The following is a 23,725-nucleotide window of genomic DNA, read 5'->3' as shown; positions in this document are numbered from 1 at the left end:
GCATCGACGCCCGCAGCGCCATAAGGGGGTCCCTTTTGGACGCCGATCGGGGGTCCCGGTTCGACGCCTATTTACAGACCGAACGTCATCCCACCGCCGTACGGGCGTAGCGAATGTGCCCCGTGGGGGATCCGACGCATCAGACTGTTGCATTGCAAGCGACGTATCGGGCCTCGAGAACGCGAAGATGCCAGATAACCGATGCAGTCGCCGACAACGCCGTGTAGGACAGCGCGCATGACACAGACGCATCGCCAAACCCGTACTCTGAACCGCCGTAAGTCGAGCACGACGCGCTATCTCGCTCTGTCGGCGTTACTCGTTGCAGCGCCCGCCATGGCACAGGATGCGCGCCCGGGCACCGATGTGCCGATGTCGTCGCCGGTCGTGCAGCCAGCGCCCTCCACGCCGCTGCCGCAACTCAGTCCGGCTCAAGCGGCCGCGCTTGCGGCTCTGCTTCAGAAAGACATCGTTGCGCAGGGTCTCGCCGATTCACAATCGATCGACCCGGTCGACAACGACCGTCTTGTCCGCGACGCGCTGGATCATGCCCATGCCGTTCATGCCGGCCGCCTTGCGGAAGCCGATTTCGATCAGAATTGGGCGATGCGGCCTGCAGTCTATGACCCGCTACCGGCCTTCAAGAATGCGGTCGAGCACGATCGTCTGGCCGCATGGATCGCTTCGCTGCCGCCGCCCTATGCGGGCTACGATGCACTGGTCGCTGCGCTTGCGCGGTACCGGACGATCGCGGCCGCGGGTGGCTGGGAGCCGCTGAGTGCAGGCGCCGATCTGACGCTCGGCAACACCGGCCCGCGCGTCGCCGCGCTGCGTAAGCGGCTGGCGCTCGAAGATCCGCAAGTGACGTCGTCGGAGGACCGCTTCGACGCCGCGCTGCTCGACGCGGTCCGTCGCGCGCAACGGCGCTACGGGCTCAATCCGACGGGTATCGTCGCCGCACAGACGCTCACCGCGCTCAACGTGCCCGTCGATGCGCGGCTTCGCCAGATCAAGGCGAACATGGAGCGCTGGCGCTGGTTGCCAGCAGAACTCGCCAAGAACCGCGTCCAGGTGAATATTGCCGCGGCCGTGCTGACGCTGTTCGACGGCGACGCCCCGGTCATGTCGATGAAGGCAGTGACCGGGCGCCCCGGGGCCGAGACGCCGATGCTGACCTCGCAGATCCACAGCATCGTGCTCAACCCGCCGTGGAACGTGCCGTCGACGATCGCGGGGCGCGAACTGTGGCCCAAGGAGAAGGCCCACCCCGGCTATCTCGCGCAGCACGGCTTCCGAGTGATCGACACCGGCGATGGCGGCAAGCGGCTCCAGCAATCCTCGGACCATAGCGCGCTGGGGAAGTACAAGTTCGATTTTGCCAACCCGTTTGCCGTCTATCTGCACGACACGCCCGCCCAGGCGGGGTTCGCGCGCTTCGACCGCTTGGCCAGCCATGGGTGCGTCCGTCTCGAAAAGCCCGGCGACCTTGCCAAGCGGCTGCTCGAGGGCACGCCCGAATGGCCGGCGGACACGATCGATGCGACGGTCACCGCGGGCAAGACGGTGCGCGCCAAACTGGCGGCACCCGTTGCGGTGTATCTGCTGTACTGGACGGCGTTTGCGAACGCGGACGGGCAGGTCGGTTTCCGGAACGACCCCTATGGCTGGGACGGAACGCTGGCGACCAAGATTGCGGAACGGTCCGCGCGCCAGGCGATTGCGGCGCGCTGAGGAGATGACACCAATGACCCACAAATTCCCCCTCGCCTTGGCGGCAATCCTGTTGATCGCCGGTCTCGGCGCGTGTTCGCAATCGACCGAGGCGCCGACGCGCGACGAACAGTCCACCGAGACGCCCGCAGAACCGGCCGACGAAGCGACACCGACGGCACCCGAGACGCGCGCGCCCGAGCCCGAACCTACCCCGACCGCCGTTACCAACCTGACGGCCGCGCTGCCGGAAAGGGCGCCCGTAGCGGCGGCGCCGGACGAACAGCTGATGGACGACGCATCGGCCACGGGTATGACGGCACGCACGACGCGCAGCGATCAGACGAACCAGGCTGCTCCGGCCGAGCAGATCCCGAACGACTAGAGCAGAGGGCTATGTAGCGGGGAGCCGGTTGCGGACAGTTTCCGGCTTTAGCATGGCGAGCCGCGCATCAGATCATCGGCCAACTCAACGCGATGCTCAGACGTGGATGCCACGGCGATTGGATGACGCGGTGATGCCCCTATATTCCAATCATGTCTCTTCGCGTGCGCGTCATCGATCTGGAAACCACTGGCTCGCGTCCCCCGGCGCACGGCGTGTGCGAAATTGGCTGGCAAGACGTCGCGCTTGGCGCTGACGGGCAATGGTCCGTGACAGACGAACGCGGCGCTAGCTTCGTCAATCCCGGGCGGCCGATCCCTCCGGTGACGATGGCGGTGCACCACATCGTCGACGCGGATGTCGCCGCTGCGGGGTATTGGCAGGACGTCGCGCCCGCCATTCTGAAGCCCGAAGGCGGCGTCGTCGCGCTGGCCGCGCATCGTGCGAGCTTCGAACAGCGATTTTGCACCCCGCACGTGTCGGGCGGCGCGCGGTGGATCTGCACCTGGAAGTGTGCGCTGCGGCTATGGCCTGGATCGCCGAGCTTCTCCAATCAAGTCCTGCGATACTGGCGGATGCCGCACGGGCTGGTCCGCGAGATTGGCTTGCCGGTCCACCGCGCGTTGCCCGACGCCTATGTGAGCGCGCATCACCTTCGCGACATGCTGAATGCGGCCTCGATCGAACAGTTGCTTGCCTGGAGCGCCGAGCCCGGGCTTCTGCCGCGGGTCGTCGCCGGGCCCGAGCGTGGGCGTGCCTGGAGCGACCTCTCAGCCGATGCGCTCGACCAGTTCGCGCGGGATCGAGACGAGGACGTCCGGTTCACCGCGCAGACCGAAGTGCGTCGCCGGGGAATATACAGCCCGCCCGTGCTCGACCGCCCTGTGCAAGGCAAGCTATTCTGACGCTGCTACGCGTTGAGGTTCAATGCTCCCAGCACTGATAGGCTGGGCGGCGGGGGGAAGAAGAGCCGAATCGAGGGGCGCGGTTCACCGCATCCGCAGGAAGTACGACAGCGCGGTGCGTGCGCTATCCGCGAAGCGATCATAGATGACGCGGGCGACAGCAGCGATGACAGGCTGGCGATCGCGTCCCCCGCGAGCGAACACGGCGACGGCCACGCGGTGGCCATCGGGCATGGTAATGAACCCCACGTCATTCGTGACGCCGTCGAGCGTACCCGTCTTGTCCTCGACCGGAGTACCAGCGGGCAGCATCGCGCGGATGCGGCGCGTGCCCGTCTCGCAGCGTCGCATCAACTCGAACAGGAACGCGCGGCTTTGCGCCGTCAACACCGCGCCACTGTCGAGCTTATGCAACAGCGCGACCATGGCAACCGGCGTGGCGACATCCTTGATGTCGGCCAGGTGACCGCGTTCTCGAAGCAGCTGGTCGATCGTCCGGTCGACCCGGATCCCGATGATGTTCTGCGACGAGAGCCACTGCTGGACGGCAGCCGGACCACCGACCGCGGCCAGCAGCTGGTCCGCCGCTTGATTGTTACTGCGCACGATCATCAGTTCCAGGACTTTCGCGGCGGGCCGGCCGACGACCATGTCGCTGAGGCTGCGTCGGCCCTGATCGATCTCGGCGAGATAGGTGGCTGCGATGGCGAGCTTGACCGTGCTCGCCATCGGAAACGGCGTGTCACCGTTGATGGCAACGATAGAGCCATCGCGAAGGTCGAGTGCCGCAATGCCATATTCCCCCGGCTTTGCCGCGACCAGCATGCTCAACTGGCGCTCGAGCCCGATAAGCTCAGGCGAGCTGGCGGCTGCAGGGGCCGGAACGAGAAGGCTTGCGGCGAGCCCGGAACACAGCAGGTGGGAAAGCGGAAATACGCGCATCGATCGTCCTTGAACCTTGGCCTTGAAAGGCGGGCTCATGCTGAACTGGGAAAACTCTATCCCATCCTATTGCATGTCGGCGACGAGCGGCCAACCACTGCGTGCGCGTTACGCGGCGCGAGGCTTGGCGTCACCGACGCCGCGATGCTCAGCGCGCTGTGGAACGAAAGAGCGACAGCGTGGTCCCGCTCGACGTCACGCGCCCGCCCGTCATGCGTGGCGAGCTTCCTGTGCCACTCGCACTGGGCGTGCGCGAGTTCGAGAGGCGGCGCACGGTGACCGATCGTGCCGGTATAATGATCGTGTCGAGCAATGCGTCCGAGGCGGTGATCGCGATCGGCAGCGGCCAGTACCGCTTCTCCACCGCCTGGGGGCGCCTCCAGATCGGCCCAGCGCCCGGACATCGCTTCAGGCGAAGGTCAGCGATCCGCGCCGTTCGGCGAAACGCCACCCCTCGCCCGCCACCCGGACGAAACGATCGGTGAAACCGCCGACCAGCGGCGGCGCATCGGGCGCGGTAAACAGAAGCATCGCGCTCGTCGCGATGGCGGTGTCGCGATCGATCACCGCGACCACGATCGTCCCCGTCAGATGGCGCGTGACGCGCGCCGGACGCGCCTCGAACGCGGCAAGGATCGCGGCACGCCCGATGACCGGCGCATCGGGCGCGGTCGGGCGAGTCATGCTGCCATCCTCGGCGTAGAGCGCGGCGACGTCGGCCCATCGTGCTGCATCGTTGAGCGCCGCGTACAGGTTGATCAATCGCGCGCAATCCGCCTCGATCTCACGGCGCTCGGTTGCCGAAACCATGGTCATGACAGCATCTCTCCAATCCCGGCATCCGCGCCCATTTCGTTATTTCGCATATACGATCTGTACATCAATGCGAAACGCAATCATGGTCGCCCGAACGCATGAGAGGAAGCTTTATGGCGATCGCCACCACCCATGTCGGCAGCTTGCCGCGTGGCCCCGAACTCACCCCCCTCCTCCTCGCCCGCGATCGTGGCGAGCCGTATGACGCCGATGCGTTCGATCAAGTCGTGCAGACCGCAGTCGATGCGGCGGTTGCGGCACAAGTCGCGGCGGGTGTGACGATCGTCAGCGACGGCGAGCTCGGCAAGGTCGGCTATTCGACCTATATGATCGAGCGGCTGTCGGGTTTCGGCGGGCATAGCGAACGCATGTCGGCGCTCGACCTCGCGCCGCTGCCCGAGCTTCGCAGCAAACTCGCGCACATCATGGGCTCGCAGGACTTCACGCGCGCATCGTGCATCGGCGAAGTCAAATTGGTGAACCTGCAGCCGGTCGAGGACGACATCCGCCGCTTCCGCACCGCGCTCGATCGCCACGGCGAGGGCACGCGCGCCTTCATGAATGCGGCGTCGCCCGGGCTGATCACCGCGTTCCAGAAGAACGCCTTCTATCCGAGCCACGAGGCCTATCTCGCCGATCTGGTGACCGCGATGCAGCCCGAATATGCGGCGATCGTCGATGCCGGGTTCGAGCTCCAGCTCGATTGCCCCGATCTCGCAATGTCTCGTCACACCGGCTATCAGGAAATGGACGAAGCGCAGTTCCTCGCGACGATCGAGGCCAATGTCGAAGCGCTCAACGCCGCGACCGCCGATATCGCGCCCGAGAAGATGCGGATGCACGTCTGCTGGGGCAATTACGAAGGCCCGCACGATCACGACATCCCGCTCGAGCGGATCATCGATATCGTGCTCAAGGCGCGCCCGGCGACGATCCTGTTCGAGGCGGCCAATCCGCGCCACGAGCATGAGTGGATCGTCTGGCGCGATGCCGCGCTGCCCGATCACAAGATCCTGGCACCCGGGTTGATCGACACTTGCTCGAACTATCTCGAGACGCCCGAGCTGATCGCCCAGCGGATCGAGCGCTTCGCGGCGATCGTCGGCGCGGACCGCGTCGTCGCGAGCACCGATTGCGGGTTCGGGACGTTTGCCGGGTACGGCAAAATCGATCCCGCAGTCACCTGGGCAAAGCTGCGCAACCTGCGCGCCGGCGCGGATCTGGCGGCCGCGCGGTTGTGAGGTGGCAGGCCGCGACGGACGGGCTATAGCGCGGCGATGGTAGAGATCGCGACCCCCGTCAAATCGGCGCTCCGCACGCTCGACATCATCGAATATGTCGTCGCGCGCGATCGCCCGGTGGTCGCGCAGGAAATCGCCGCGGCGCTGGTGATCCCCGTTAGCAGCCTGTCCTATCTGCTCACCACGCTGGCGGATCGCGGGTACCTCGCGCGCGAGGGCCGGCGCTATACGCCGGGCCCCGGTCTGGCGCGGTTGCAGACCCGCGCGAACGGCTTCGCGCTCGCCGACCGCGTCGCCCCGCTGGTGCGCGCGCTGCGCGTCCAGCTCAACGAGACGGTTTCGTTCTTCGTGCGCAAGGGCTGGGAGGTCGAGGCGCTGGCGACCGAGACCAGCGACCATGCGCTGCGCTACGCGGTGGCGACCGGCGCGCGCACCCCGTTGCACAGCTTTGCGGCGGGCAAGGCGATCCTCGCCGCGCTGCCGGAGGACGAGTTCGAGGTCTATCTCGGCGAGGTCGACCGCGCTGCCTTCACGCCTGCGACGATCACCGCGCCCGATCGCCTGCGCGCCGAGATCGCCGAAATCCGCCGCACGGGCAACGCGCGGACGCGCGAGGAGCATACGCCAGGGATCCAGGGCCTGGGACGCGCGCTGATCGTCGGGGACGATCTGCTCGGCGCGTTCAGCGTCGCCATCCCCAACGTGCGCTTCGACGCGGTGGTCGAGGCGCGGGTCAGCGACTTGCTAAAGCGCACCGTCGCGTTGCTTGAAGCCGCCTGACGACACGGCTCTTTGGGGAGAGCCGGATCCCGGCCCCCCCCGCAAGGCTCAGGCCGGCTGGCGGTTGCGCCAGCTCTCGGCATAGCTGTCGCGCGCGACTTCAGAATATGGCGCCGGGCTGACGATCGCCTTGATTTCGGTCTGCACATGGCGCTCGACCGTCGGCTTGCGCGTGCCGCCATCGGGCTCGCCCCATAGCAGCGTCACTTCGGTGCCGGGCTCGGCCATGTCGGCATCGACCATCGCGAGCGTCAGCATTCGGCCCTCGTTCGCGCTATAGCCGATCCAGGTCGACAGCCCGACGAGCTTGCCGTCCTTGAGCACCTGATCGTACGGATGCATCGCATACACCGCCGACGGGAAATCGATGTACTTCGCGCGATTGTCCTTGGCGAATTGCGAGCTGATCACGCGCATCACGTCTTCGGTGTCGAGCGCGAGCGTCACCTTCTTGCGATGCGGCTGCCCGGCCATCGCCTCGAGCGCCTCGCGTCCGATAAAGTCATGGTCGAACTTGACGAACGGGCCGTATCCCAGATCCCACGGCGTCAGATAATAGCCCTCGACGCTGTCGGGGACATAGCTGCCACCGATAGACGCCTTGGCTTCATAGGATTTGGTGGTGAGCCATTCGCGAAACGCCTGCGTGCCGGCGCCGGAATAGGTCGCGGGCAGCGGCGACGGGATCCAGCCCGACTCGATCGTGTTCGACGCGTAGGTCCGGCCACCGACGAGCGCGAGCCCGAAGTCCTTGCCCGCTTCGATCAGCGCGTTGCGGACGGTGTCGTAATCGGCCCACGGACCGAACAGTTCGTAGCCCGGTTGCCCGGCCATGCCGTGCCGCAGCGCGCGGACTTCGGCGCCCGCGATCGACAGCCGCGCCATGTGGAAGAATTTGAGCTCGGGCGGGGTCTGGCCCATTGCCTTTTCGAGCGTCTGCATCGCGTTCGGGCCCTGGAGCTGGAAGCGGTAGCTCCGGCGCGTTTCGGGGTCGGGCCGCGCCGCGGTACGCTCGTCGCGCGAGACGGTGACGTCCCAATCGCCCGTCGCAGCATGGAATTCGACCCATTCGATCACCGGCGCGCGGCCGACCAGATTGAACGCATTCTCATCGAGATAGAACAGGATCACGTCGCCGATGACATAACCCTCGGGCGTGACGGGAACGAACTGCTTGGCGCGATCGGGCACGAAGCCCTTGAAGCTGTTGACACCGAGATGGTTGAGCATCGCCAGCGCGTCGGGGCCTTCGACCGAGAGATCGACCATGTGGAACGACTGGTTGAACAGCACGCAGGTCTTCGACCAGGCCTGCTGCTCGGCGCGCCAGTTGGAATATTCGGCGGGGACGCCGGGATAGGCATTGGGTCCGGTCTGCTGGTTGCGCAGCAGCGTGACGATGTCGCCGCTCGTATCGAGCATCTGTTGCAGGGTCGTTTCAGTCATCGGGCTCTCCTTGTGCTGTAGCGGTTTCGACGGGCGTCAGAGCGGTTTTGGCGTCGCGCTGAGCCAGTCGGCGATTGCAGAATTGAGCGCGTCGGGCGCTTCGGCCGGCAGCATGTGTCCGGCGCCATCGACCACGACGACGCGGGCGTGCGGAATCACCGCCGCCATCGCCGCGTGCTGCGCGGGCGGGCTCCAGCGGTCTTCGCTGCCGCACGCGACGAGGACCGGGCAGGCGAGCTGCGGCAGCAGCGTCTCGACCTCGGGCCGCGCGAGCAAGGCCGCGATCTGCGCTTCGAACTGCGCCAGCCCGGCCTCGATGCACATCGCGCGGAGCGGCAGCAGCAACGCGGTATCGCTCTTGCGCGACGGTGCCACCATCGGCGGCAGCCAGGCGTCGACCAACGCGGCCATGCCGTGCAGGCGCCCGACATCGCGCAGCGCGTGGCGCTTTTCGGGTTCGCTCGGCAGCGGCAGATGGACGCCGGTGCTGACCAGCGCGAGGCGTGTCACGCGACCTGGCGCACGCCGCACCACTTCGAGCGCGATCCGCGCGCCCATCGAGTGGCCGAGCACCGCAAAGCGCGCGGGCGCCGCGGTGAGCACCCGCTCCGCCATCGCGCCGAGCGTCGCGAGATCGCCATAGTCCGGCGCTGCCACGGCGTCCGCGAAGGCTGCGCGCTGCGCCGCAAACACGCGCGCATCGCACATCAGACCCGGCAGGAGCAGCAACGGCTCGCTGGGCAACGGTAAGGATGAGTTCGCGTTCATGAAGATTTCATCTATCCGAACCAACGCCATTCGGCTAGGCCAATTTGCCACAGTGCGAGGCACAATCGCGCCCGACCGGAGAGGACGAATGACGACCATTCCCGCCATCCATCCCGCCTGGACGCGGGCGCCGACCGGAATGACCGACGGCTATTCGCTCGAGATGACCGCCAAGGATCGCCCCGCGCTGCGCGAGGCGGCGGACCGCATCGCGCCCGATACGCCCGTCGCAATCACCTTCCTCCCCGGCGAGACGATCGACGCGCGGATCGCGGCTGCCGTCGAAGTGCGCACGCTCGGATTTGAACCGATGCCGCATCTGTCGGCGCGTCGCATCGCGTCGCTCGACGAACTCTCCGCGACCGTCGAACGGACCGTCGCCGAAGCGGGCGTCCGCCGCATGTTTCTCGTCGCCGGGGATCCGCCAACCCCGGTCGGCCCGTTCGCCGATACGATGGCGCTGCTCCAGACCGGGTTGTTCGAGCGCAACGGCATCACCGCGATCGGCATTGCCGGGCATCCCGAAGGGCATCCGGCGATGGATTCGGCGACGTGCCTTACGGTGCTCAAGGCCAAGCGCGACGAGATCGCTGCGCGTGGCATGGCGACGCTGATCGTCACGCAATTCGGGTTCGATCCCGACCCGTTCATCACCTGGCTCGAAGACCTGCGCGCGAACGGGATCGATTCGCCGGTGCGGATCGGTGTGCCGGGCCCTGCCGGGATCAAGACGCTGCTGCGTTTTGCCGCGCATTGCGGCGTTGGCGCCTCGGTTTCGGCGCTTGGCAAATACGGGATCTCGCTGACCAAGTTGCTGGGCTCGACTGGCCCCGACGCGCTAATCGATCGGCTCGCGGAACGGCTGACGCCGGCGCACGGCCCTGTGCGGCTGCATTTCTATCCGTTCGGCGGGCTCGTCCGCGCGGTCGATTGGATCAAGGCTTATGAAGGGAGCGCCCATGATTGAGACGCTGACGCTTCGCCTCTCCTGCCCCGACCGCCCCGGTCTGGTCGCGCAGGTCGCCGGGTTTCTTGCCAGTGCAGGCGGCAACATCACCGACGCACAGCAATTCGACGACCGGCTCAACGGCCGCTTCTTCATGCGCGTCGTTTTCGAGATCGAGCGCGATGTGGACACGCTGCGCCGCGCGTTCGCGCCGCTCGCCGCAGCGATCGACGCCGAATGGACGCTGCGCAGCACGCAGGAGCGCCAGCGCGTGTTGCTGCTGGTGTCGAAGTTCGACCATTGCCTCGGCGATCTGCTCTACCGCTACCGCATCGGCGAGCTGGCGATGGACGTGGTCGGGATCGTCTCGAACCATCCGCAGCGCGCACTGCATGTCAGCATGATCGGCGACATCCCGTTCCATCATCTGCCCGTCACGCAGCAGACCAAGGCGGCGCAGGAAGCGCAGATCAAGCAGATCGTCACCGACACCGGCGCCGACTTGATCGTGCTGGCGCGCTACATGCAGATCCTGTCGGACGATCTGGCGGGGTTCCTGTCGGGGCGCTGCATCAACATCCACCACAGCTTCCTGCCCGGCTTCAAGGGCGCCAAACCGTATCACCAGGCGCACGAGCGCGGCGTCAAGATGATCGGTGCGACCGCGCATTACGTCACCGCCGATCTCGACGAGGGCCCGATCATCGCGCAGGACGCCGAGTTCATCACGCACGCCGAGCTGCCCGACGATCTCGTCCGCAAGGGACGCGATATCGAACGCCGCGTGCTCGCGCAGGCGGTGGGCTATCATCTGCAGGACCGCGTGCTGCTCAACGGCGCGCGCACCGTCGTCTTTCGGTGACCGCATGACATTCAAGGAGCGATGACGATGACCGCACCCGTACCGCCCAGCAGCGACATCCACGCCTATCTCGCCGAGTTCGAGGATATTCCGGGCACGCGCGTCTTCACCGCACGACGCGCGCGTCAGGGCTATAACCTCAACCAGTGCGCGATGAGCCTTATGAAGGACGAGAACCGCGCACGCTTCCGCGCCGACGAGAGCGCCTATCTCGACGCATGGAACATCACGCCCGAGCAGAAGGACGCGCTGCTCAAACGCGACTACAACCGGCTGCTCGATCTTGGCGGCAACGTCTATTTCCTTGCCAAGGTGTTCGCGACCGACGGCATCGGCTTTGCCCAGGCGGTGTCGTCGATGACCGACCTCAATTTCGAGGACTATACCAAGATGATGCTCGCGGGCGGGCGCTCGCCGGTCGGCAATCGCAGCATCAAGGCAAATTCGGGCGACCAGACCGCCCCGACGGAGACGAACTGACATGGCGCGCATCACCGCAGGCATTGCCACCAGCCACGTGCCGCTGCTCGGCGTCGCATCCGACCAAGGCAAGGATCGCGACGCCTATTTCGGCCCGATCTTCGCTGGCTATGACTGGACGCGAGAATGGCAGCAGGCCGAGAAGCCCGACGTCGTGATCCTGGTCTATAACGACCACGCCTCGGCGTTCGACATGAAGATCATCCCGACCTTCGCGATCGGGTGCGGCGAACGCTATGCCTCGGCCGACGAAGGCTGGGGCGCGCGCCCGGTGCCCGATGTCGAGGGGCATCCCGATCTCGCCTGGCACATCGCGCAAAGTCTGGTGCTCGACGAGTTCGACATGACGATCATCAACGAGATGGATGTCGATCACGGCCTCACCGTCCCGCTGACGATGATGTACGGCAAGCCCGCGGCATGGCCGACCAAGGTCATCCCGCTCGCGGTCAATGTCGTCACCTACCCGCCCCCCTCGGGCAACCGCTGCTGGGCGCTGGGCGAGGCGATCCGCCGTGCGGTCGAAAGTTATGGCGAGGATCTCAACGTCCAGATCTGGGGCACCGGGGGGATGAGCCACCAGCTGCAGGGCCCGCGCGCCGGCCTGATCAACCGCGAATGGGACAATCGCTTCCTCGACGGGCTGACGGGCGAAGGCGACGATCTGCGGCGGATCCCGCACCTCGAATATCTGCGCGAGACGGGGTCCGAGGGGATCGAAATGGTGATGTGGTTGGTGATGCGCGGTGCGCTCGGCAAGCGCACGCGCGCGTTGCACCGCCACTATCATGTGCCGTGCAGCAATACCGCGATCGGCCACCTCGTTCTGCGCCCCGACAATGGCGAAGGGCTCGACATGACGGACGACGGAGCGGACCTGGCGACCGCAGCCGCCTAGCGGGAGTATTGGTCGGACGGCGCGTTCGCTGCCGGAAACGCCTGCCGCGACCACGTCTGCGTGACACGCAAAGCGCGATAGGCTGCGCCGCCCGCGTCGCGCCGCGCGTTTTCGATAAGGGCCTGCGAATACACAGGATTTGTACGTACGGCAGACTCAGATAATTACCAGTCCTGATCGATCGCGATTATTATAAGCAGTTATTCAAATCGCACAAAGTCGCATATCCTTTGAAGACGGTTGTCGGAAGAACGGCCCAAAAGGAGAGAAAGCATGAGAACAGCGCGATGGATCTTGCGGTGCGCCCTGCTGGGCAGCGCGACGGCAGCACAGGCCCAGGTGTCGTCCCCGCCCCCCGCCGAGACGCAAGCGAGCGCGCCCGCCGAAGCCGGGTTGCAGGACATCATCGTCACCGCGCAGCGCCGCTCGGAAAATCTGCAGCGCGCCGCGGTCGCGATCAGCGCCGTGTCGGGCGACACGCTCGCCAGCGCCGGCATCACGCGCCCGACCGAGCTGACCTCGGTCGTCCCGTCGCTCCAGGTCGCGCCCGCGGCGGGCCCGTACGCGCTGTTCTATCTGCGCGGCGTCGGCAATTTCAACGGCAACGCGCTGTCTGACTCGGCGGTCGCGTTCAATTTCAACGGCGTCTATGTCGGCCGCCCGAGCTCGACCACGGGCTTCTTCTACGACCTCGAGCGCGTCGAAGTGGTCAAGGGCCCACAGGGTACGCTGTACGGCCGCAACGCCACCGGCGGCGCGATCAACGTCATCCCCAAGCGCCCCGATTTCGACAAGGCCAGCGCCGAGGGCAATGTCGAGTACGGCAATTACAACGCGCTGCGGCTCGATGCCGCGGTCAACGTTCCGCTCGGCGAGAATGTCGCGCTGCGCGCCGCGGGCATCTATGTCCGCCACGACGCCTATATGAACGACGGCACCGACAATCAGAAGGATGCCGGTGGCCGCGTTTCCCTCCGGCTGCGTCCGACCAACACGCTGTCGATCAACCTCACCGCCGATTATTTCCGCCAACGCGGCCGCGGCACCGGCGCGACGCCGCTCGGGCTCAATCCCGACAATCGCGACGGCTTCTTCTCGCCCGCCGGCCAAGCGTTCGTCAACGGTCAGGTCGACCAAGTGCTCGGCCGTACGATGGTCGCGCAGACGACGCCGCAATTCCTCAACAACAGCTATTGGGGCGTGTCGTCGACGATCGAGCTCAACACGCCCGCCGGCACGATCACCGTCATCCCGGCCTATCGCGAGGGCAAGCTCGATTACCTGTCCTACTCGCCGGGTTTCTACATCCGCCAGGTCGAGAAGGACAAGCAGACCAGCCTGGAAGCGCGGATCGCGTCGGACGAGACGCATCCGCTGCGCTACATCGCCGGGCTGTTCTACTATGACGAGAGCAACCACGTCCCCGGCAGCTATATCAACCAGCAAGCGAGCGTGAACTCGAACGTCGCCGACCAGCGGACCAAGAGCATGGCGGTGTTCGGGCGGCTGACCTATGCGATCGCGCCGACGTTCCGCGTCACCGCGGGCGCACGCTACACCACCGAGGACAAGTCGCTCGATGGCTTTACCACAGCGGCGCTGCGGCTCTGCACGCGTCCGAGCAGCTTCTTCCCGACCTATGTCGCGGGCTGCCCGACCGCGCAGCCGATCGCGGTGTCGACGGCGATCCCGTCGGTCGTGCCGACGCCCAATTTCAACCCGTTCATCGATGGTACGATCACCACGCTCGCGACCGGCACCTATCAGGGTCTGAAGGCCAAGCGCGCCTCGTTCGATCGCATCACCTATCGCGCGGCGGCGGACTGGGACATCACGCCGCGCAACCTGGTCTATGCGAGCTACGAGACCGGCTTCAAGTCGGGCGGCTTCTTCCAGACGGTCGATCGCGGCGTGTTCCGCCCCGAGCGGATCGGCGCCTGGACGCTGGGGTCGAAGAACCGCTTCTTCGACAATCGCCTCCAGCTCAATCTCGAGGCATTCTACTGGCGCTACCACGACCAGCAGATCAGCCATGTCGTCGCCGACTCGTCGGGCAGCCAGATCCTCGCGACCGAGAATGTCGGCCAGGCGACCTTCAAGGGGGTCGAGGTCGAAGGGCGCCTGCTCGTCACGCGCTCGACGCAGCTGACCGCCGACGCGCAGTATCTCGACGCGCGCTACGATTCGTTCGTCTACAGCGCGCCCAACAACAATGGCGGGCGCGACAATGGCACGGCCTGCGCCACGCGCGGGACGCCGGGCGCGACCTATGTCATCGATTGCTCGGGCCGCCGCCCGCCCAACGCGCCCGAATGGACGATCAATCTCGGCGCCGAGCAGACGGTAAGGCTGGCGAACGACGGGAAGATCGTCGGCAACGTCCGCGCGCATTACCAGAGCCGCACGCTGACCGGCCTCGAGTTCACGCAGGTCGAGTATCAGAACGCGTATTGGACCGCCGACGCACAGGTCACCTACACCGCGCCGGGGAAGCGCGGCTGTGGTAACGCTGCGGATATCCCCGCGAGCGGAAATCATGGTTCGATAAGCTAGGGCCTCAGCCCTTGACCACGCGCTGGTCGATCGCGCCGAACACCAACGCGCCATCGACGCCGCGGGCTTCCATCCGCACCCGGTCGCCAAAGCGCATGAAGCCCGTCACCGGGGCGCCCTGCTCGATCATCTCGATCGCGCGACGCTCGGCGATGCACGACGACCCGACCTCGCGATAGTCGACATTGGCGACCGTCCCCGATCCGATGATCGTCCCCGCCGGGAGCGCGCGCGTGCGCGCGGCGTGCGCGACCAGCTCGGGAAAGCTCACCGCCATCGCATCGCCGCGCGCGCGACCGAAGGGCTCCCCGTTCCATTGCACCTCGAGCGGAAGACACACGCGCCCCTCCGCCCATGCCGCGCCCAGCGCGTCGGGCGTCACCGCGACGGGCGCCATGCTGCACGCCGGCTTGGCCTGGACCCACCCGAACCCGGTCTTCATCTCGGGGCCAGCGAGTGTGCGCAGCGACCAGTCGTTGATCTGCACCACCAGCCGGATCAGCGCGGCGGCATCCGCGGCGCTCGTGCCCATCGGCACGGCGGCGGTGATGACGCCGAACTCGCCCTCGAAATCGATGCCATGCGCCTCATCCGGCAGCGGCACGTCGGCGGTCGGCGCGAGGAAGCAGTGCGACATGCCCTGGTACATCAGCGGCAGCTCGGTCTCGATCGGCGGTGCGTTGTACGCGCGCTGCATCAGCACGCCGTGGTTCGGGAAAGCCGACCCATCGAGCCACTGCCACGCGCGCGGCAACGGTGCCTCGAGCGCTTCGCCCGCCAGCGGGTCACCCCCGCCCGCGGCGAGCTCGGCGGCGAGCGCCCGCAGCGCCGGCTCGACCGCGTCCCAGCGTTCGAGCGCGTCCTGCAGCGTCGGCGCGATCGCCTCGGCACCGGCATAACGCTCGCCATCGGGCGAGACGATCACGAGGCGACCGTCGGGCCGCCCATTGGCAAGCGTGGCGAGCTTCATCGAAAACAATCCTGTGTTGGTAGGAGCCGCCTGGTCAGTCTTCGAAGATCGCGACCGCGCGGGTCCAGCCGGCCGAGCCGGCCTTCACCTTGTGCGGGAAGCACGACACGGTGTAGCCGGTCGCGGGCAACGCCTCGAGATTGTGGAGTTTCTCGAGATGGCAATAGCCGATGTCCGCGCCCGCCTTGTGGCCTTCCCAGATCAGCGAGGTATCGCCCGTCTCGGCGACGCGCTTTGCGGTGTGGACGAACGGCGCATCCCACGACCAGGCATCGGTGCCGGTCACGCGCACACCACGCGAGGTGAGGTACATCGTCGCTTCATAGCCCATGCCGCAACCCTTGCTGACATAGTCGGGCTGCCCGAGCGCCGCCCCCGCGGCGGTGTTCACCAGCACGATGTCGAGCGGTTGCAGATCGTGCCCGATGCGCTTGAGCTCGGCCTCGACATCCGCCGCGGTCGCGACATAGCCGTCCTCGAAATGGCGGAAGTCGAGCTTGACGCCCGGACGGAAGCACCAGTCGAGCGGCACTTCGTCGATCGTGATCGCGCGCTCGCCACCGTTCATCGTCGGATGGAAATGCCATGGCGCGTCGAGATGCGTGCCGTTGTGCGTCGTCATCTTGACCGTTTCCGCAGCGGCAAACCCCTTGCCGCCGCGCAACTGCTCCGACGTCAGGCCCGGGAAGAACACCTGCATCCCCGCGGTCGTCTCGTCATGCGTCTCGTAGGTGATCTCCGGCCGCATGAAAGGCGGATCGGTGATGACATCATTGTCGAGCGTGATCGACAGATCGACGAAGCGGCGTGTCATCCGAGCTTCCCTCCCAACGTATCGGCGAACCAGTCGGCGATATAATCCTTGCCGAACGCCATATTGTCGGCGCCGACATGCTCGACCCCGCCTTCGCGCTCGGTGAAGATCTTGAGCTCGCGCTTGGCGGCGTTGGTCAGCTGGTCGTAGCTCTTGTGCGCATATTCGAGCCCGATCTGGCGGTCCTTCTCGCCGTGCGTGACGAGGAACGGCACCTTGATCCGCTCCATCACGCCGTCGAGCGTCATGCCCTTCGATTTCTCGAGGAAATCGTCCATGTCGCTCGCGCCGAACACCCAGTGCACATGCCCCCAATAATGCGGCACGGGGTTCTCGCCTTCGCGACGCAGGCGCTTCTGCTGGACCTCGGCCCAATCGTGGTTGGCGCCCCACACCGCGCCCGCGGCAAAGCGCGGCTCGAACGCAACCGCACGCGGCGTGTAATAACCGCCGAGCGAAATGCCGGTCATGCCGATCCGCTTGGGATCGACCTCGGGCTGCGTCTCGAGCCAGTCGACCCAGGCCGATGCCCAGCGCTCGCTCTCATGCGTTGCGGGAAGGCTCTGCAACCGCAGCGCCTCGCCGGTGCCGGGCTGGTCGACGCTCAGCGTCGAGATGCCGCGCTTGGCGAGCGCTTGCGGGAGCCCCGAAAAATAGAGGAGCTCCTTGGTGCTGTCGAGCCCGTTGCAATAGATCACGCTCGGCCCGTTCGCGGCACCCGGCGCGCGAGTCCAGATCGCCGACAAGGTCTTGCCCTCGTACGCGATCTCGACGCGCTCGGCCGATTCCCCGGCGAAGCGCGTGCCCTTCTCGAAGCTGGCGAGTTGGCGCGAATAGGTCTCGGCCTTGCCGGGATGCCCGTGCCCCTGCATCCGCTCGGCCACCGCGAAATAGAGGCTCGCGCGCTTGAGCTTCTCGCCCGCCGAGAAGAGCCGCCCACGCGCCTCATCCTCGTCGGCGAGGCCACTCAGCCGCTCGGCCATCGCCACCCACTGCGCCATGAAGGCGGGCGTGCCGGCATCCTCACCGCGCTCCGCCGCGTCGAGCAACGGCGCGCACATGTCGACGATCTCGCCAATCTTGGCGCCGCTCTCGAGCGCGATCGCGAGCGACAGGTTCCAGACATAGTTCGGGAAATATTGGAAAAGTGCCATGGTTCAGACTGCCACTGGCTGGAAGAGACCCTTGTCGGGTGCAGGCTTTGGCATCGTCTGCGGGCCACCGATGCCGGTGCCCCACTGGTCCATCGTATTGGGTCCAGCCTCGTGCACCGTCGCTTGGTGCGTCTCGAAATCGACCGCCTCGACCTCGGCGGTATATTCGACCGCGAACCCGTTGGGCGTGGTGAAATAGCTGAAGGTGTTGTTGCCCGCAGTGTGGCGGCCTGGCCCCCACTTGATGTCGACATCCTTCTTCCGCAGCCGCGAAACGCCGCGCATCATGTCGTCGATCGACGCGACCTCATAGGCGACGTGGTTGAGGCACGGCGGTCCCGGCAGGAAGGCGATCCGGTGGTGGCAGCTGTTGCAGCGCAGGAACGCCATGAAATCGCCCAGCCAGTCGCTGAGCTTGAAGCCGAGCACGTCGATGAAGAACTGCACCGCCGCCTTATGGTCGGGCGAATGCAACACGATGTGGCTGATGTTGCGCGGGATGCCTTCCCATTTGACGATATCGCGCTTGTCGCCGCGCGCGACGCCCGCCGAGACTTCGAACGGCAGACCATCGGGCGAGAAGAAGCGGAAGCCATAGCCGCCGCCGAAGCTCTCGAGCGCCTTGGGCGCGAAGATGATCTTGCAGCCGGCGTCGACGACGCGCTGGTGGAGCGCTGCGACATCGGCATCGGTCTCGGTCGCCAGCGCGATCACGTCGATGCGATTGTCCTCGGCTTCGCGCAGCCGCACGACGTACAGCTCCTCGTCGCCATGCGTCGCGAGATAGGTCATCCCGTCCTGCTCGGCGACGGTCTTGAGGCCCCATTTTTCGGTGTAGAATTCGCGCTCGGCCGGCAAGTCGACGACGCCATATCCGACATAGCGGATCTCGGTAACACGGCTCATAGTCATATCCTCACGCAGAGCGGCACACTCAGATCGGTTGCGCCGTCAGTTGAAACATTTCGAAAGTGGCCGCCGCCTGGTCGACCATCGGCCCGCGACCCAGCTGCCCGTCACAAATCGCGATCGACGCGCGCACAATGTAGGCACAGCGATCGAACCGCCGCGCGCGATATGCGGCAAACGCCGTCTCGGGATCGGCAGCGCGCGACAGTTCCTCGGCGAGCACGAGCGAATCCTCGATCGCCATGCCGGCACCTTGGCCGAGATGCGGCGTCGTCGCGTGGACCGCGTCGCCGAGCAGGACGACCCGGCCCTTGTGCCACGGCCCCTCGACCAGCAACCATTCGAGCGGACGATAGACCACGCCATCGTCGTCGGTGATCTGCGCTGCCAGCGCCGCGATCTCGGGCGGTGCGCCAGAAAGCTTGTCGCGCATCGCACTGGCGAGTTCGGTCCGCTCGTAGCGCCGGTTATCGGGCTCGGGCGTCGTCACGAACATGTACATCAGGTCGTCGGACAGCGGGACCAGCCCGATCCCGAGCGGCCCCTGAAAGGCGTGCAAGCTGGTAACCTCGGCAGGGCGTGGGAAATTGTAGCGCCACACGCCTTGGCCGGTGAAAAGCGGGGCTGGCGCATCGGGAAATAGTGCGGCGCGCGTCTGCGAGTAGACGCCGTCGGCACCAATTACGAGATCGTAGCGTGCGTTTGTCCCGTCGGAGAAATAGGCGGTGACACCGGCGCCGTCATCATCGAGTCGCTCGGGCATAACGCCAAGTCGGATCGTGGTGCCAGCCTCGATCGCGCGCTTGCCGAGCACATCGTGCAGCGCGCGCCTCCCGATCCCGAGATTGGCGGGCTGGCCATCGACCAATTTGTGGCTTGGAATGGTCGCGGCATGGCGGCCGTTGGGGAGGTAGATGTCGACGCTGTCGAACGGAAAGCCCGCGCCGATATAATCCTGCAGGATCCCGAGCGCGTCGACCGCGCGCAGCACATTGGCCTGCTGGATGATTCCGACGCCGTAAACCGACCACGTCGGATCGCGCTCGACGAGATCGACCGCAAAGCCGCGCTTGCGCAGCGCGATCGCCGCCGTGAGGCCGCCGATACCGCCACCGACGATCAAAATAGTGGCGTTTTCCATCAGCAACTACGGGCCGTTTTAGGCTTCGACGCGATCATTTTCTCTCTCCTCGACGCGACCATATCGGGCTGAACGTATATGTAAATCTACTTATATTGATCCTATTCTATCAATATAATTGATAGATCGGGCAGAGGGCGCTGCCCCCTGCCCGTCCCGCGCTAGAACCGAAACTGCGCAGACAAACCGATCGTCCGAACCGAATCGAGCCCGAATTGCTGGGTGTAGGACAACATCGGCGTCGCCTGTCCGCGCGCATTGCGGGCATTGGCGTCGCCCGAATCCACGCCGATTGCGGTCGGTGTGATCTTGTTCGTGCAATTCTTGCAGAACAGCGCGATGCGCAGCGCCTTGCCGACCTTCGCACCGACACTTGCTCCGAAGATATCGACCGCGTTGAACGTTGCGCCCGGTGCCTGGCTCACGACGTAGTTGATGCTCGAGCGGTGATACCAATTGCCTTCGATGAAGGGTGCCACCGGCCCTTCGGTCGGCACTTCGTACATCGCCTGGAAGCTCGAGGTGAAGGCCGGCGCCGCGGGGAGCCGCAGGCCCGACGCATCGAACGTCTGGACCGTCGCGGAGCAGCCGCGCGTGGTCTGCGTGGGATAGCATTGTGCGCCGGCAAAACTGTCGAACTTCGATGACAGGAACGACGCGCTCTCGTTGATGCTGAACCCGGCGAACGGACGCAGCCCGACCGCCACTTCGACCCCCTTCGACTTCACCTTCGCCGCATTCTGGACCAGGAACGACACCGTCACGGGATTGAAAGCCTGGACCTGGAAATTGCTGAACTTGGTATAGAATGCCGAGACGTTCACCGTCAGACGACGGTCGAGAAAGCTCGTCTTGACGCCGATCTCGCCGGTGTTCGACGTCTCGCCCCGCACGATGACGTTCGATGTCGCGGTCGGGAAGGAATCGTTGAAACCCGGCCCCTTATAGCCGCGCCCGTAAAAACCGTAGGCCATGATCGTCGGGGTCGCCTGGTACTGCGCGCCCGCCTTCCAGCTGAAATCGGTGTTGCCATAGCTCGCGGAGAACGTCCCGCGCGGACCGCCCAGTGCGGAGAAATAGTTGAGCTGGTTTTGCGCGGTGGTGAAGTCGATATCGTCGCGGGTGACACGCCCGCCGGCAAACGCGGTCAACCCGGCGGCGATCGTATAGGTCAATTGCCCGAAAGCCGCATAGCTCTTGGTCCGCAGCACGTAATTGGCGTCGCTGCCGATCTGCGACACGTTGCTGACGGAGCAGCGCGGGGTCGTGCCGACGATCGCGCCGACGCAGAACGGCGAACCGGCGGCGACGAAGTCGGGCGTGTAGCTGTTGCCGCCCAGGTTGCGGCGAAGGCTGAGGTCAGACTGGAAATAATACAGGCCAGCCTGGCCGCTCAGCCGACCCGAGGACGGCAATGCGAGCCGCAGTTCGTTGGAATATTGATTATATTTCGCGTGCGATTCGTTGCGGTTGAGCCCGTTCGCCGACAGGTAATCGGTGTCGAAATTCTGGTCCTGCTTATAATACCGCCACGCAAACAAATTGCTCAATTCCCAGCCGCTGGCGAAGCTGTAGGTCGCCTTGGCCTGCGCGCCACCCGTCGCGAGATCGCGATACTGGTCGCCATCGCCACCGAATTTCAGATTGTTCGGACCCGCGACGATTCCGTCGGCGGCGAGCGGTCCATTGTTGAGGCTGGTCGGCGAGACCTGACGATAGGTGACGTCGGCGATCCCCGCGATACCGTAGCTCTCGTTATAATCGCCGATCAGATAGAAGGACAACGCGTCGGTCGCTTGCCAGAAATACTTGCCCTTCAGCGAGAAGGAGCGCGCATTGAGATCATGCCGGGTGCCGTTCCGCGGCGTGCCGACATAGGTCGTGCCGGGCTCCTGGTACGAATAGAGCATGTTCAAGCGCAACGCCGAGGTTGCGCTGACCGGGATGTTGAGCGTCTCGCGGGCGATGATGCCAGGTGCCGTGCGGCGGATGCCCGGAGTGGCGCGCGAGGCGAATTCGACGTCGGTTGCGCTCGAGACAACGCCGAGCACCGGACGCGCGGTCACGATGTTGATCAATCCAGCCGAGGCATTCTTGCCGAACAGCAGGCCCTGCGGCCCGTTGAGCACTTCGACCCGCGTCAGATCGTTGAGCAGCGGCGTATTGAGGATCGGTCGACCGAGATTGACCTCGTCGATCGCGGTGGCGACGCTGCTGTCGATCGTGCCGGCGAAGGCGAGCGTGCCGACGCCGCGAACCGAGAAGGTGTTGTCGATGCCGACCTGCAGCGTCGGCGCAGCGCGCGAGATCTGGGTGAGATCGTTGAGGTTGCGCGACGTCAGCGTCTCGGCCGACAAGGCGGTCAGGCTGACCGGAACGCGCTGCAGGCTTTCGCTGCGCCGCTGGGCGGTGACGATGATGTCGCCGGCTGCCGTCGCGTTCTGCTCGGCTTCGGCGCTGGCGATCGTGGAAGGGGTCGCCGATGCTTCGGGGGCAGAGCCTGCCGGCGGCGTCGACGTGGCATTTTGCGCATAGGCCGGTGCTACGAACAGCGGCATCGCGGCAAGCAAAAGTGCTGCTTTGAGTTTCATGACCTCTCCTGTCTTGACCATTTTCTTATAAGATTGGTCTAACTGGTCAGGCCATTTTGCTCAAATTGATTGTTTTTCTCGCAAACGATTTGTACGATTTGTCGTCTGCAGATCAGGAGAGGATGCAAAGTGCGGTTCAAGGGTCTCGATCTCAACCTTTTCGTCGCGTTCGAGGCGTTGATGGAAACGCACAATACCGCGCTGGCGGGCGAGCGGCTGGGGCTCAGCCAGCCTGCCGCCAGCGCCGCGCTGGCGCGGTTGCGCGACTATTTCGGCGACCCGTTGCTGCTGGTGAAGGGACGACGGATGTATCCGACTCCCTTTGCCGAAATGCTGCTTCCCAAGATCCGGCAATGCCTGCGCGAGGCCGAAGGCGTCATCACGACGTCGGCGCAGTTCGACCCGGCGACGGCCGATCGCCTGTTTCGCCTGATGGTTTCCGATTATATCCTGGCCTCGGTGATGGCACCGCTGCTCGAAGATCTCGCAACGCGCGCGCCGCATTTGCGCTTCAGCTTCATCCAGGTGTCCGAGACCGCTGGCGAACACTTGCGCCATGCCGAGATCGACTTGCTGATCACGCCGGTCGAATTCGCGGTGGCGGGTATTCCGACCGAACCCTTGTGTGAAGAGACCTATGTCGTCGCCGGGTGGGGACAGCACCCGATCTTCACGGGCGACATCACGACCGAGGATGTGTTCCGCTACGGTCATGTCTCCGTGTCGATCGGCGGACCGCGCGGCTATACCGTCGGCGACCGGCGGCTCGATCTGCTGGCGCACCGGCGGGTGATCGAAGTGTCGACGGCATCGTTCTCGGTCGTGCCGTACCTTCTGGTCGGCACGACGCGGCTGAGCCTGATGCACGAGCGGCTGGCGCGGATCTCGGCCAAGAGCTTCGATATCCAATATCGACCCCTGCCCTTCGCGTTCGAGCCGCTCCGCGAACTGGTGCAGATCCACGAGACTCGTGTGGCCGATCCGGGCGTCCGCTGGCTGATCGAGCAGATCCGCGCGCAGGCGGCGCGGATCGACTGAGCGACCTCGCCGCTGCGGTTTCGTTGCCTTGGGTTGGACCACGAACGTCGAGACGGCAGCCACCCGCTACAAACGGGCAGCGAAAGCGCGGACGCCGGCGCTGCCCGCGACGATCAGTATTTGACGCTCAATCCCGTGCCACAGGGGCGCGGCGACGCCATCGTCGACGCACACCGCGCGGGTGCTGACCGATCGCCCGATCCGTCGGTGGGGCTGCGCGCCAACGCGGCGCTGTGTCCGTACTTGCCCGACGCTCGGCGCCTCTCCCGGAATAGAGTCCAGCGCATTCGAGGCCGCGAGGCATCGGCGCTGGAGCTCGCTCATCTTCGAGATGAACAGACGTTGCAAAGCGAGTTCAGGATTGGTTCGGGCGCGA

22 protein-coding genes are annotated in these 23,725 nt (G+C 65.6%); 11 read left to right on the top strand and 11 right to left on the bottom strand.

Going from position 1 to position 23,725, the window contains the following annotated elements:
* The first annotated feature begins 237 nt into the window (after positions 1-237).
* The 3 genes from QN347_RS00710 to QN347_RS00700 all read left to right on the top strand — a co-directional run bounded on the left by QN347_RS00710 (position 238) and on the right by QN347_RS00700 (position 3,000).
* Entirely contained in the window at positions 238-1,731 is a 1,494-nt protein-coding gene (locus QN347_RS00710) for a L,D-transpeptidase family protein (protein ID WP_322163955.1), read from the top strand.
* Between the two features lie 13 nt (positions 1,732-1,744).
* Positions 1,745-2,095, top strand: a complete 351-nt coding sequence (locus QN347_RS00705) for a hypothetical protein (protein WP_322163956.1) — start codon at positions 1,745-1,747, stop codon at positions 2,093-2,095.
* A gap of 152 nt (positions 2,096-2,247) precedes the next feature.
* Positions 2,248-3,000 (top strand): 3'-5' exonuclease, encoded by a 753-nt coding sequence (locus tag QN347_RS00700; protein WP_322163957.1) that lies wholly within the window; start codon positions 2,248-2,250, stop codon positions 2,998-3,000.
* Positions 3,001-3,084: 84 nt separating this feature from the next.
* Here QN347_RS00700 and QN347_RS00695 read toward each other — a convergent pair whose 3' ends face one another.
* The 3 genes from QN347_RS00695 to QN347_RS00685 all read right to left on the bottom strand — a co-directional run bounded on the left by QN347_RS00695 (position 3,085) and on the right by QN347_RS00685 (position 4,758).
* Positions 3,085-3,942: a serine hydrolase gene (locus QN347_RS00695; protein ID WP_189677250.1), complete on the bottom strand. Its 858-nt coding sequence runs from the start codon at positions 3,940-3,942 to the stop codon at positions 3,085-3,087.
* Between the two features lie 148 nt (positions 3,943-4,090).
* The gene (locus QN347_RS00690; protein ID WP_322163959.1) at positions 4,091-4,306 is read right to left on the bottom strand and encodes a hypothetical protein; all 216 of its coding nucleotides are present in this window, start codon (positions 4,304-4,306) and stop codon (positions 4,091-4,093) included.
* Positions 4,307-4,350: 44 nt separating this feature from the next.
* On the bottom strand, positions 4,351-4,758 hold the full coding sequence (locus tag QN347_RS00685) for a nuclear transport factor 2 family protein (protein ID WP_322163960.1): 408 nt from the start codon (positions 4,756-4,758) through the stop codon (positions 4,351-4,353).
* Positions 4,759-4,871: 113 nt separating this feature from the next.
* Between QN347_RS00685 and QN347_RS00680 the strand changes: the two genes are divergently transcribed.
* The gene (locus QN347_RS00680; protein ID WP_322163961.1) at positions 4,872-5,999 is read left to right on the top strand and encodes a cobalamin-independent methionine synthase II family protein; all 1,128 of its coding nucleotides are present in this window, start codon (positions 4,872-4,874) and stop codon (positions 5,997-5,999) included.
* A gap of 36 nt (positions 6,000-6,035) precedes the next feature.
* A complete protein-coding gene (locus QN347_RS00675) occupies positions 6,036-6,779 on the top strand; it encodes an IclR family transcriptional regulator (RefSeq protein WP_322163962.1) in 744 nt (247 codons plus the stop codon).
* 48 nt (positions 6,780-6,827) lie between these two features.
* On the opposite strand, the gene desA is transcribed toward QN347_RS00675, so the two are convergent.
* Positions 6,828-8,225: a syringate O-demethylase gene (desA, locus tag QN347_RS00670; protein WP_322163963.1), complete on the bottom strand. Its 1,398-nt coding sequence runs from the start codon at positions 8,223-8,225 to the stop codon at positions 6,828-6,830.
* A 36-nt stretch (positions 8,226-8,261) separates the two neighbouring features.
* On the bottom strand, positions 8,262-8,993 hold the full coding sequence (locus QN347_RS00665; RefSeq protein WP_323493945.1) for an alpha/beta hydrolase: 732 nt from the start codon (positions 8,991-8,993) through the stop codon (positions 8,262-8,264).
* Positions 8,994-9,081: 88 nt separating this feature from the next.
* On the opposite strand from QN347_RS00665, the gene QN347_RS00660 reads away from it, so the two are divergent.
* The 5 genes from QN347_RS00660 (at position 9,082) to QN347_RS00640 (ending at position 14,732) form a co-directional block, all read left to right on the top strand.
* On the top strand, positions 9,082-9,960 hold the full coding sequence (locus QN347_RS00660) for a methylenetetrahydrofolate reductase (protein ID WP_322163965.1): 879 nt from the start codon (positions 9,082-9,084) through the stop codon (positions 9,958-9,960).
* Positions 9,953-10,801: a formyltetrahydrofolate deformylase gene (gene purU, locus QN347_RS00655; RefSeq protein WP_322163966.1), complete on the top strand. Its 849-nt coding sequence runs from the start codon at positions 9,953-9,955 to the stop codon at positions 10,799-10,801. The genes QN347_RS00660 and purU overlap by 8 nt, the downstream gene beginning before the upstream one ends.
* Positions 10,802-10,828: 27 nt before the next feature.
* Complete coding sequence (ligA, locus tag QN347_RS00650) at positions 10,829-11,281, top strand: protocatechuate 4,5-dioxygenase subunit alpha (protein WP_322163967.1); 453 nt, start codon at positions 10,829-10,831, stop codon at positions 11,279-11,281.
* Between the two features lies 1 nt (position 11,282).
* Positions 11,283-12,179, top strand: a complete 897-nt coding sequence (locus QN347_RS00645; RefSeq protein WP_322163968.1) for a class III extradiol dioxygenase subunit beta — start codon at positions 11,283-11,285, stop codon at positions 12,177-12,179.
* 273 nt (positions 12,180-12,452) lie between these two features.
* Positions 12,453-14,732, top strand: a complete 2,280-nt coding sequence (locus QN347_RS00640) for a TonB-dependent receptor (protein ID WP_323493944.1) — start codon at positions 12,453-12,455, stop codon at positions 14,730-14,732.
* A gap of 4 nt (positions 14,733-14,736) precedes the next feature.
* On the opposite strand, the gene QN347_RS00635 is transcribed toward QN347_RS00640, so the two are convergent.
* The 6 genes from QN347_RS00635 to QN347_RS00610 all read right to left on the bottom strand — a co-directional run bounded on the left by QN347_RS00635 (position 14,737) and on the right by QN347_RS00610 (position 22,311).
* Positions 14,737-15,702, bottom strand: a complete 966-nt coding sequence (locus QN347_RS00635) for a fumarylacetoacetate hydrolase family protein (protein ID WP_322163970.1) — start codon at positions 15,700-15,702, stop codon at positions 14,737-14,739.
* A gap of 34 nt (positions 15,703-15,736) precedes the next feature.
* A complete protein-coding gene (locus QN347_RS00630) occupies positions 15,737-16,516 on the bottom strand; it encodes a cyclase family protein (protein ID WP_133187964.1) in 780 nt (259 codons plus the stop codon).
* On the bottom strand, positions 16,513-17,670 hold the full coding sequence (locus tag QN347_RS00625) for an alpha/beta hydrolase family protein (RefSeq protein WP_322163971.1): 1,158 nt from the start codon (positions 17,668-17,670) through the stop codon (positions 16,513-16,515). Before QN347_RS00625 ends, QN347_RS00630 begins: the two co-directional genes overlap by 4 nt.
* Positions 17,671-17,673: 3 nt before the next feature.
* Positions 17,674-18,576: a VOC family protein gene (locus QN347_RS00620; RefSeq protein ID WP_322163972.1), complete on the bottom strand. Its 903-nt coding sequence runs from the start codon at positions 18,574-18,576 to the stop codon at positions 17,674-17,676.
* A 28-nt stretch (positions 18,577-18,604) separates the two neighbouring features.
* Entirely contained in the window at positions 18,605-19,720 is a 1,116-nt protein-coding gene (locus tag QN347_RS00615) for an FAD-dependent oxidoreductase (protein ID WP_322163973.1), read from the bottom strand.
* A gap of 161 nt (positions 19,721-19,881) precedes the next feature.
* Positions 19,882-22,311, bottom strand: a complete 2,430-nt coding sequence (locus tag QN347_RS00610) for a TonB-dependent receptor (protein ID WP_322163974.1) — start codon at positions 22,309-22,311, stop codon at positions 19,882-19,884.
* A 129-nt stretch (positions 22,312-22,440) separates the two neighbouring features.
* On the opposite strand from QN347_RS00610, the gene QN347_RS00605 reads away from it, so the two are divergent.
* On the top strand, positions 22,441-23,349 hold the full coding sequence (locus QN347_RS00605) for a LysR family transcriptional regulator (RefSeq protein ID WP_322163975.1): 909 nt from the start codon (positions 22,441-22,443) through the stop codon (positions 23,347-23,349).
* The last annotated feature ends 376 nt before the right edge of the window (positions 23,350-23,725 follow it).

It is taken from the genome of Sphingomonas sp. 10B4 (genome assembly GCF_035019905.1).
Lineage (GTDB): Bacteria > Pseudomonadota > Alphaproteobacteria > Sphingomonadales > Sphingomonadaceae > Sphingomonas > Sphingomonas glacialis.
The sequence above is the reverse complement of the archived record's forward strand: the minus strand, read 5'-3'. Positions and strand labels throughout refer to the sequence as shown.

What these genes read in the sequence shown, in the direction of transcription:
- desA (WP_322163963.1), bottom strand. Translation starts at nt 8,225, where the DNA reads ATGACTGAAACGACCCTGCAACAGATGCTCGATACGAGCGGCGACATC.
- QN347_RS00630 (WP_133187964.1), bottom strand. Translation starts at nt 16,516, where the DNA reads ATGACACGCCGCTTCGTCGATCTGTCGATCACGCTCGACAATGATGTC.
- QN347_RS00615 (WP_322163973.1), bottom strand. Translation starts at nt 19,720, where the DNA reads ATGGAAAACGCCACTATTTTGATCGTCGGTGGCGGTATCGGCGGCCTC.
- QN347_RS00660 (WP_322163965.1), top strand. Translation starts at nt 9,082, where the DNA reads ATGACGACCATTCCCGCCATCCATCCCGCCTGGACGCGGGCGCCGACC.
- QN347_RS00620 (WP_322163972.1), bottom strand. Translation starts at nt 18,576, where the DNA reads ATGAGCCGTGTTACCGAGATCCGCTATGTCGGATATGGCGTCGTCGAC.
- QN347_RS00680 (WP_322163961.1), top strand. Translation starts at nt 4,872, where the DNA reads ATGGCGATCGCCACCACCCATGTCGGCAGCTTGCCGCGTGGCCCCGAA.
- QN347_RS00685 (WP_322163960.1), bottom strand. Translation starts at nt 4,758, where the DNA reads ATGACCATGGTTTCGGCAACCGAGCGCCGTGAGATCGAGGCGGATTGC.
- ligA (WP_322163967.1), top strand. Translation starts at nt 10,829, where the DNA reads ATGACCGCACCCGTACCGCCCAGCAGCGACATCCACGCCTATCTCGCC.
- QN347_RS00625 (WP_322163971.1), bottom strand. Translation starts at nt 17,670, where the DNA reads ATGGCACTTTTCCAATATTTCCCGAACTATGTCTGGAACCTGTCGCTC.
- QN347_RS00695 (WP_189677250.1), bottom strand. Translation starts at nt 3,942, where the DNA reads ATGCGCGTATTTCCGCTTTCCCACCTGCTGTGTTCCGGGCTCGCCGCA.
- QN347_RS00640 (WP_323493944.1), top strand. Translation starts at nt 12,453, where the DNA reads ATGAGAACAGCGCGATGGATCTTGCGGTGCGCCCTGCTGGGCAGCGCG.
- QN347_RS00705 (WP_322163956.1), top strand. Translation starts at nt 1,745, where the DNA reads ATGACCCACAAATTCCCCCTCGCCTTGGCGGCAATCCTGTTGATCGCC.
- QN347_RS00635 (WP_322163970.1), bottom strand. Translation starts at nt 15,702, where the DNA reads ATGAAGCTCGCCACGCTTGCCAATGGGCGGCCCGACGGTCGCCTCGTG.
- QN347_RS00610 (WP_322163974.1), bottom strand. Translation starts at nt 22,311, where the DNA reads ATGAAACTCAAAGCAGCACTTTTGCTTGCCGCGATGCCGCTGTTCGTA.
- QN347_RS00710 (WP_322163955.1), top strand. Translation starts at nt 238, where the DNA reads ATGACACAGACGCATCGCCAAACCCGTACTCTGAACCGCCGTAAGTCG.
- purU (WP_322163966.1), top strand. Translation starts at nt 9,953, where the DNA reads ATGATTGAGACGCTGACGCTTCGCCTCTCCTGCCCCGACCGCCCCGGT.
- QN347_RS00675 (WP_322163962.1), top strand. Translation starts at nt 6,036, where the DNA reads ATGGTAGAGATCGCGACCCCCGTCAAATCGGCGCTCCGCACGCTCGAC.
- QN347_RS00700 (WP_322163957.1), top strand. Translation starts at nt 2,248, where the DNA reads ATGTCTCTTCGCGTGCGCGTCATCGATCTGGAAACCACTGGCTCGCGT.
- QN347_RS00665 (WP_323493945.1), bottom strand. Translation starts at nt 8,993, where the DNA reads ATGAACGCGAACTCATCCTTACCGTTGCCCAGCGAGCCGTTGCTGCTC.
- QN347_RS00645 (WP_322163968.1), top strand. Translation starts at nt 11,283, where the DNA reads ATGGCGCGCATCACCGCAGGCATTGCCACCAGCCACGTGCCGCTGCTC.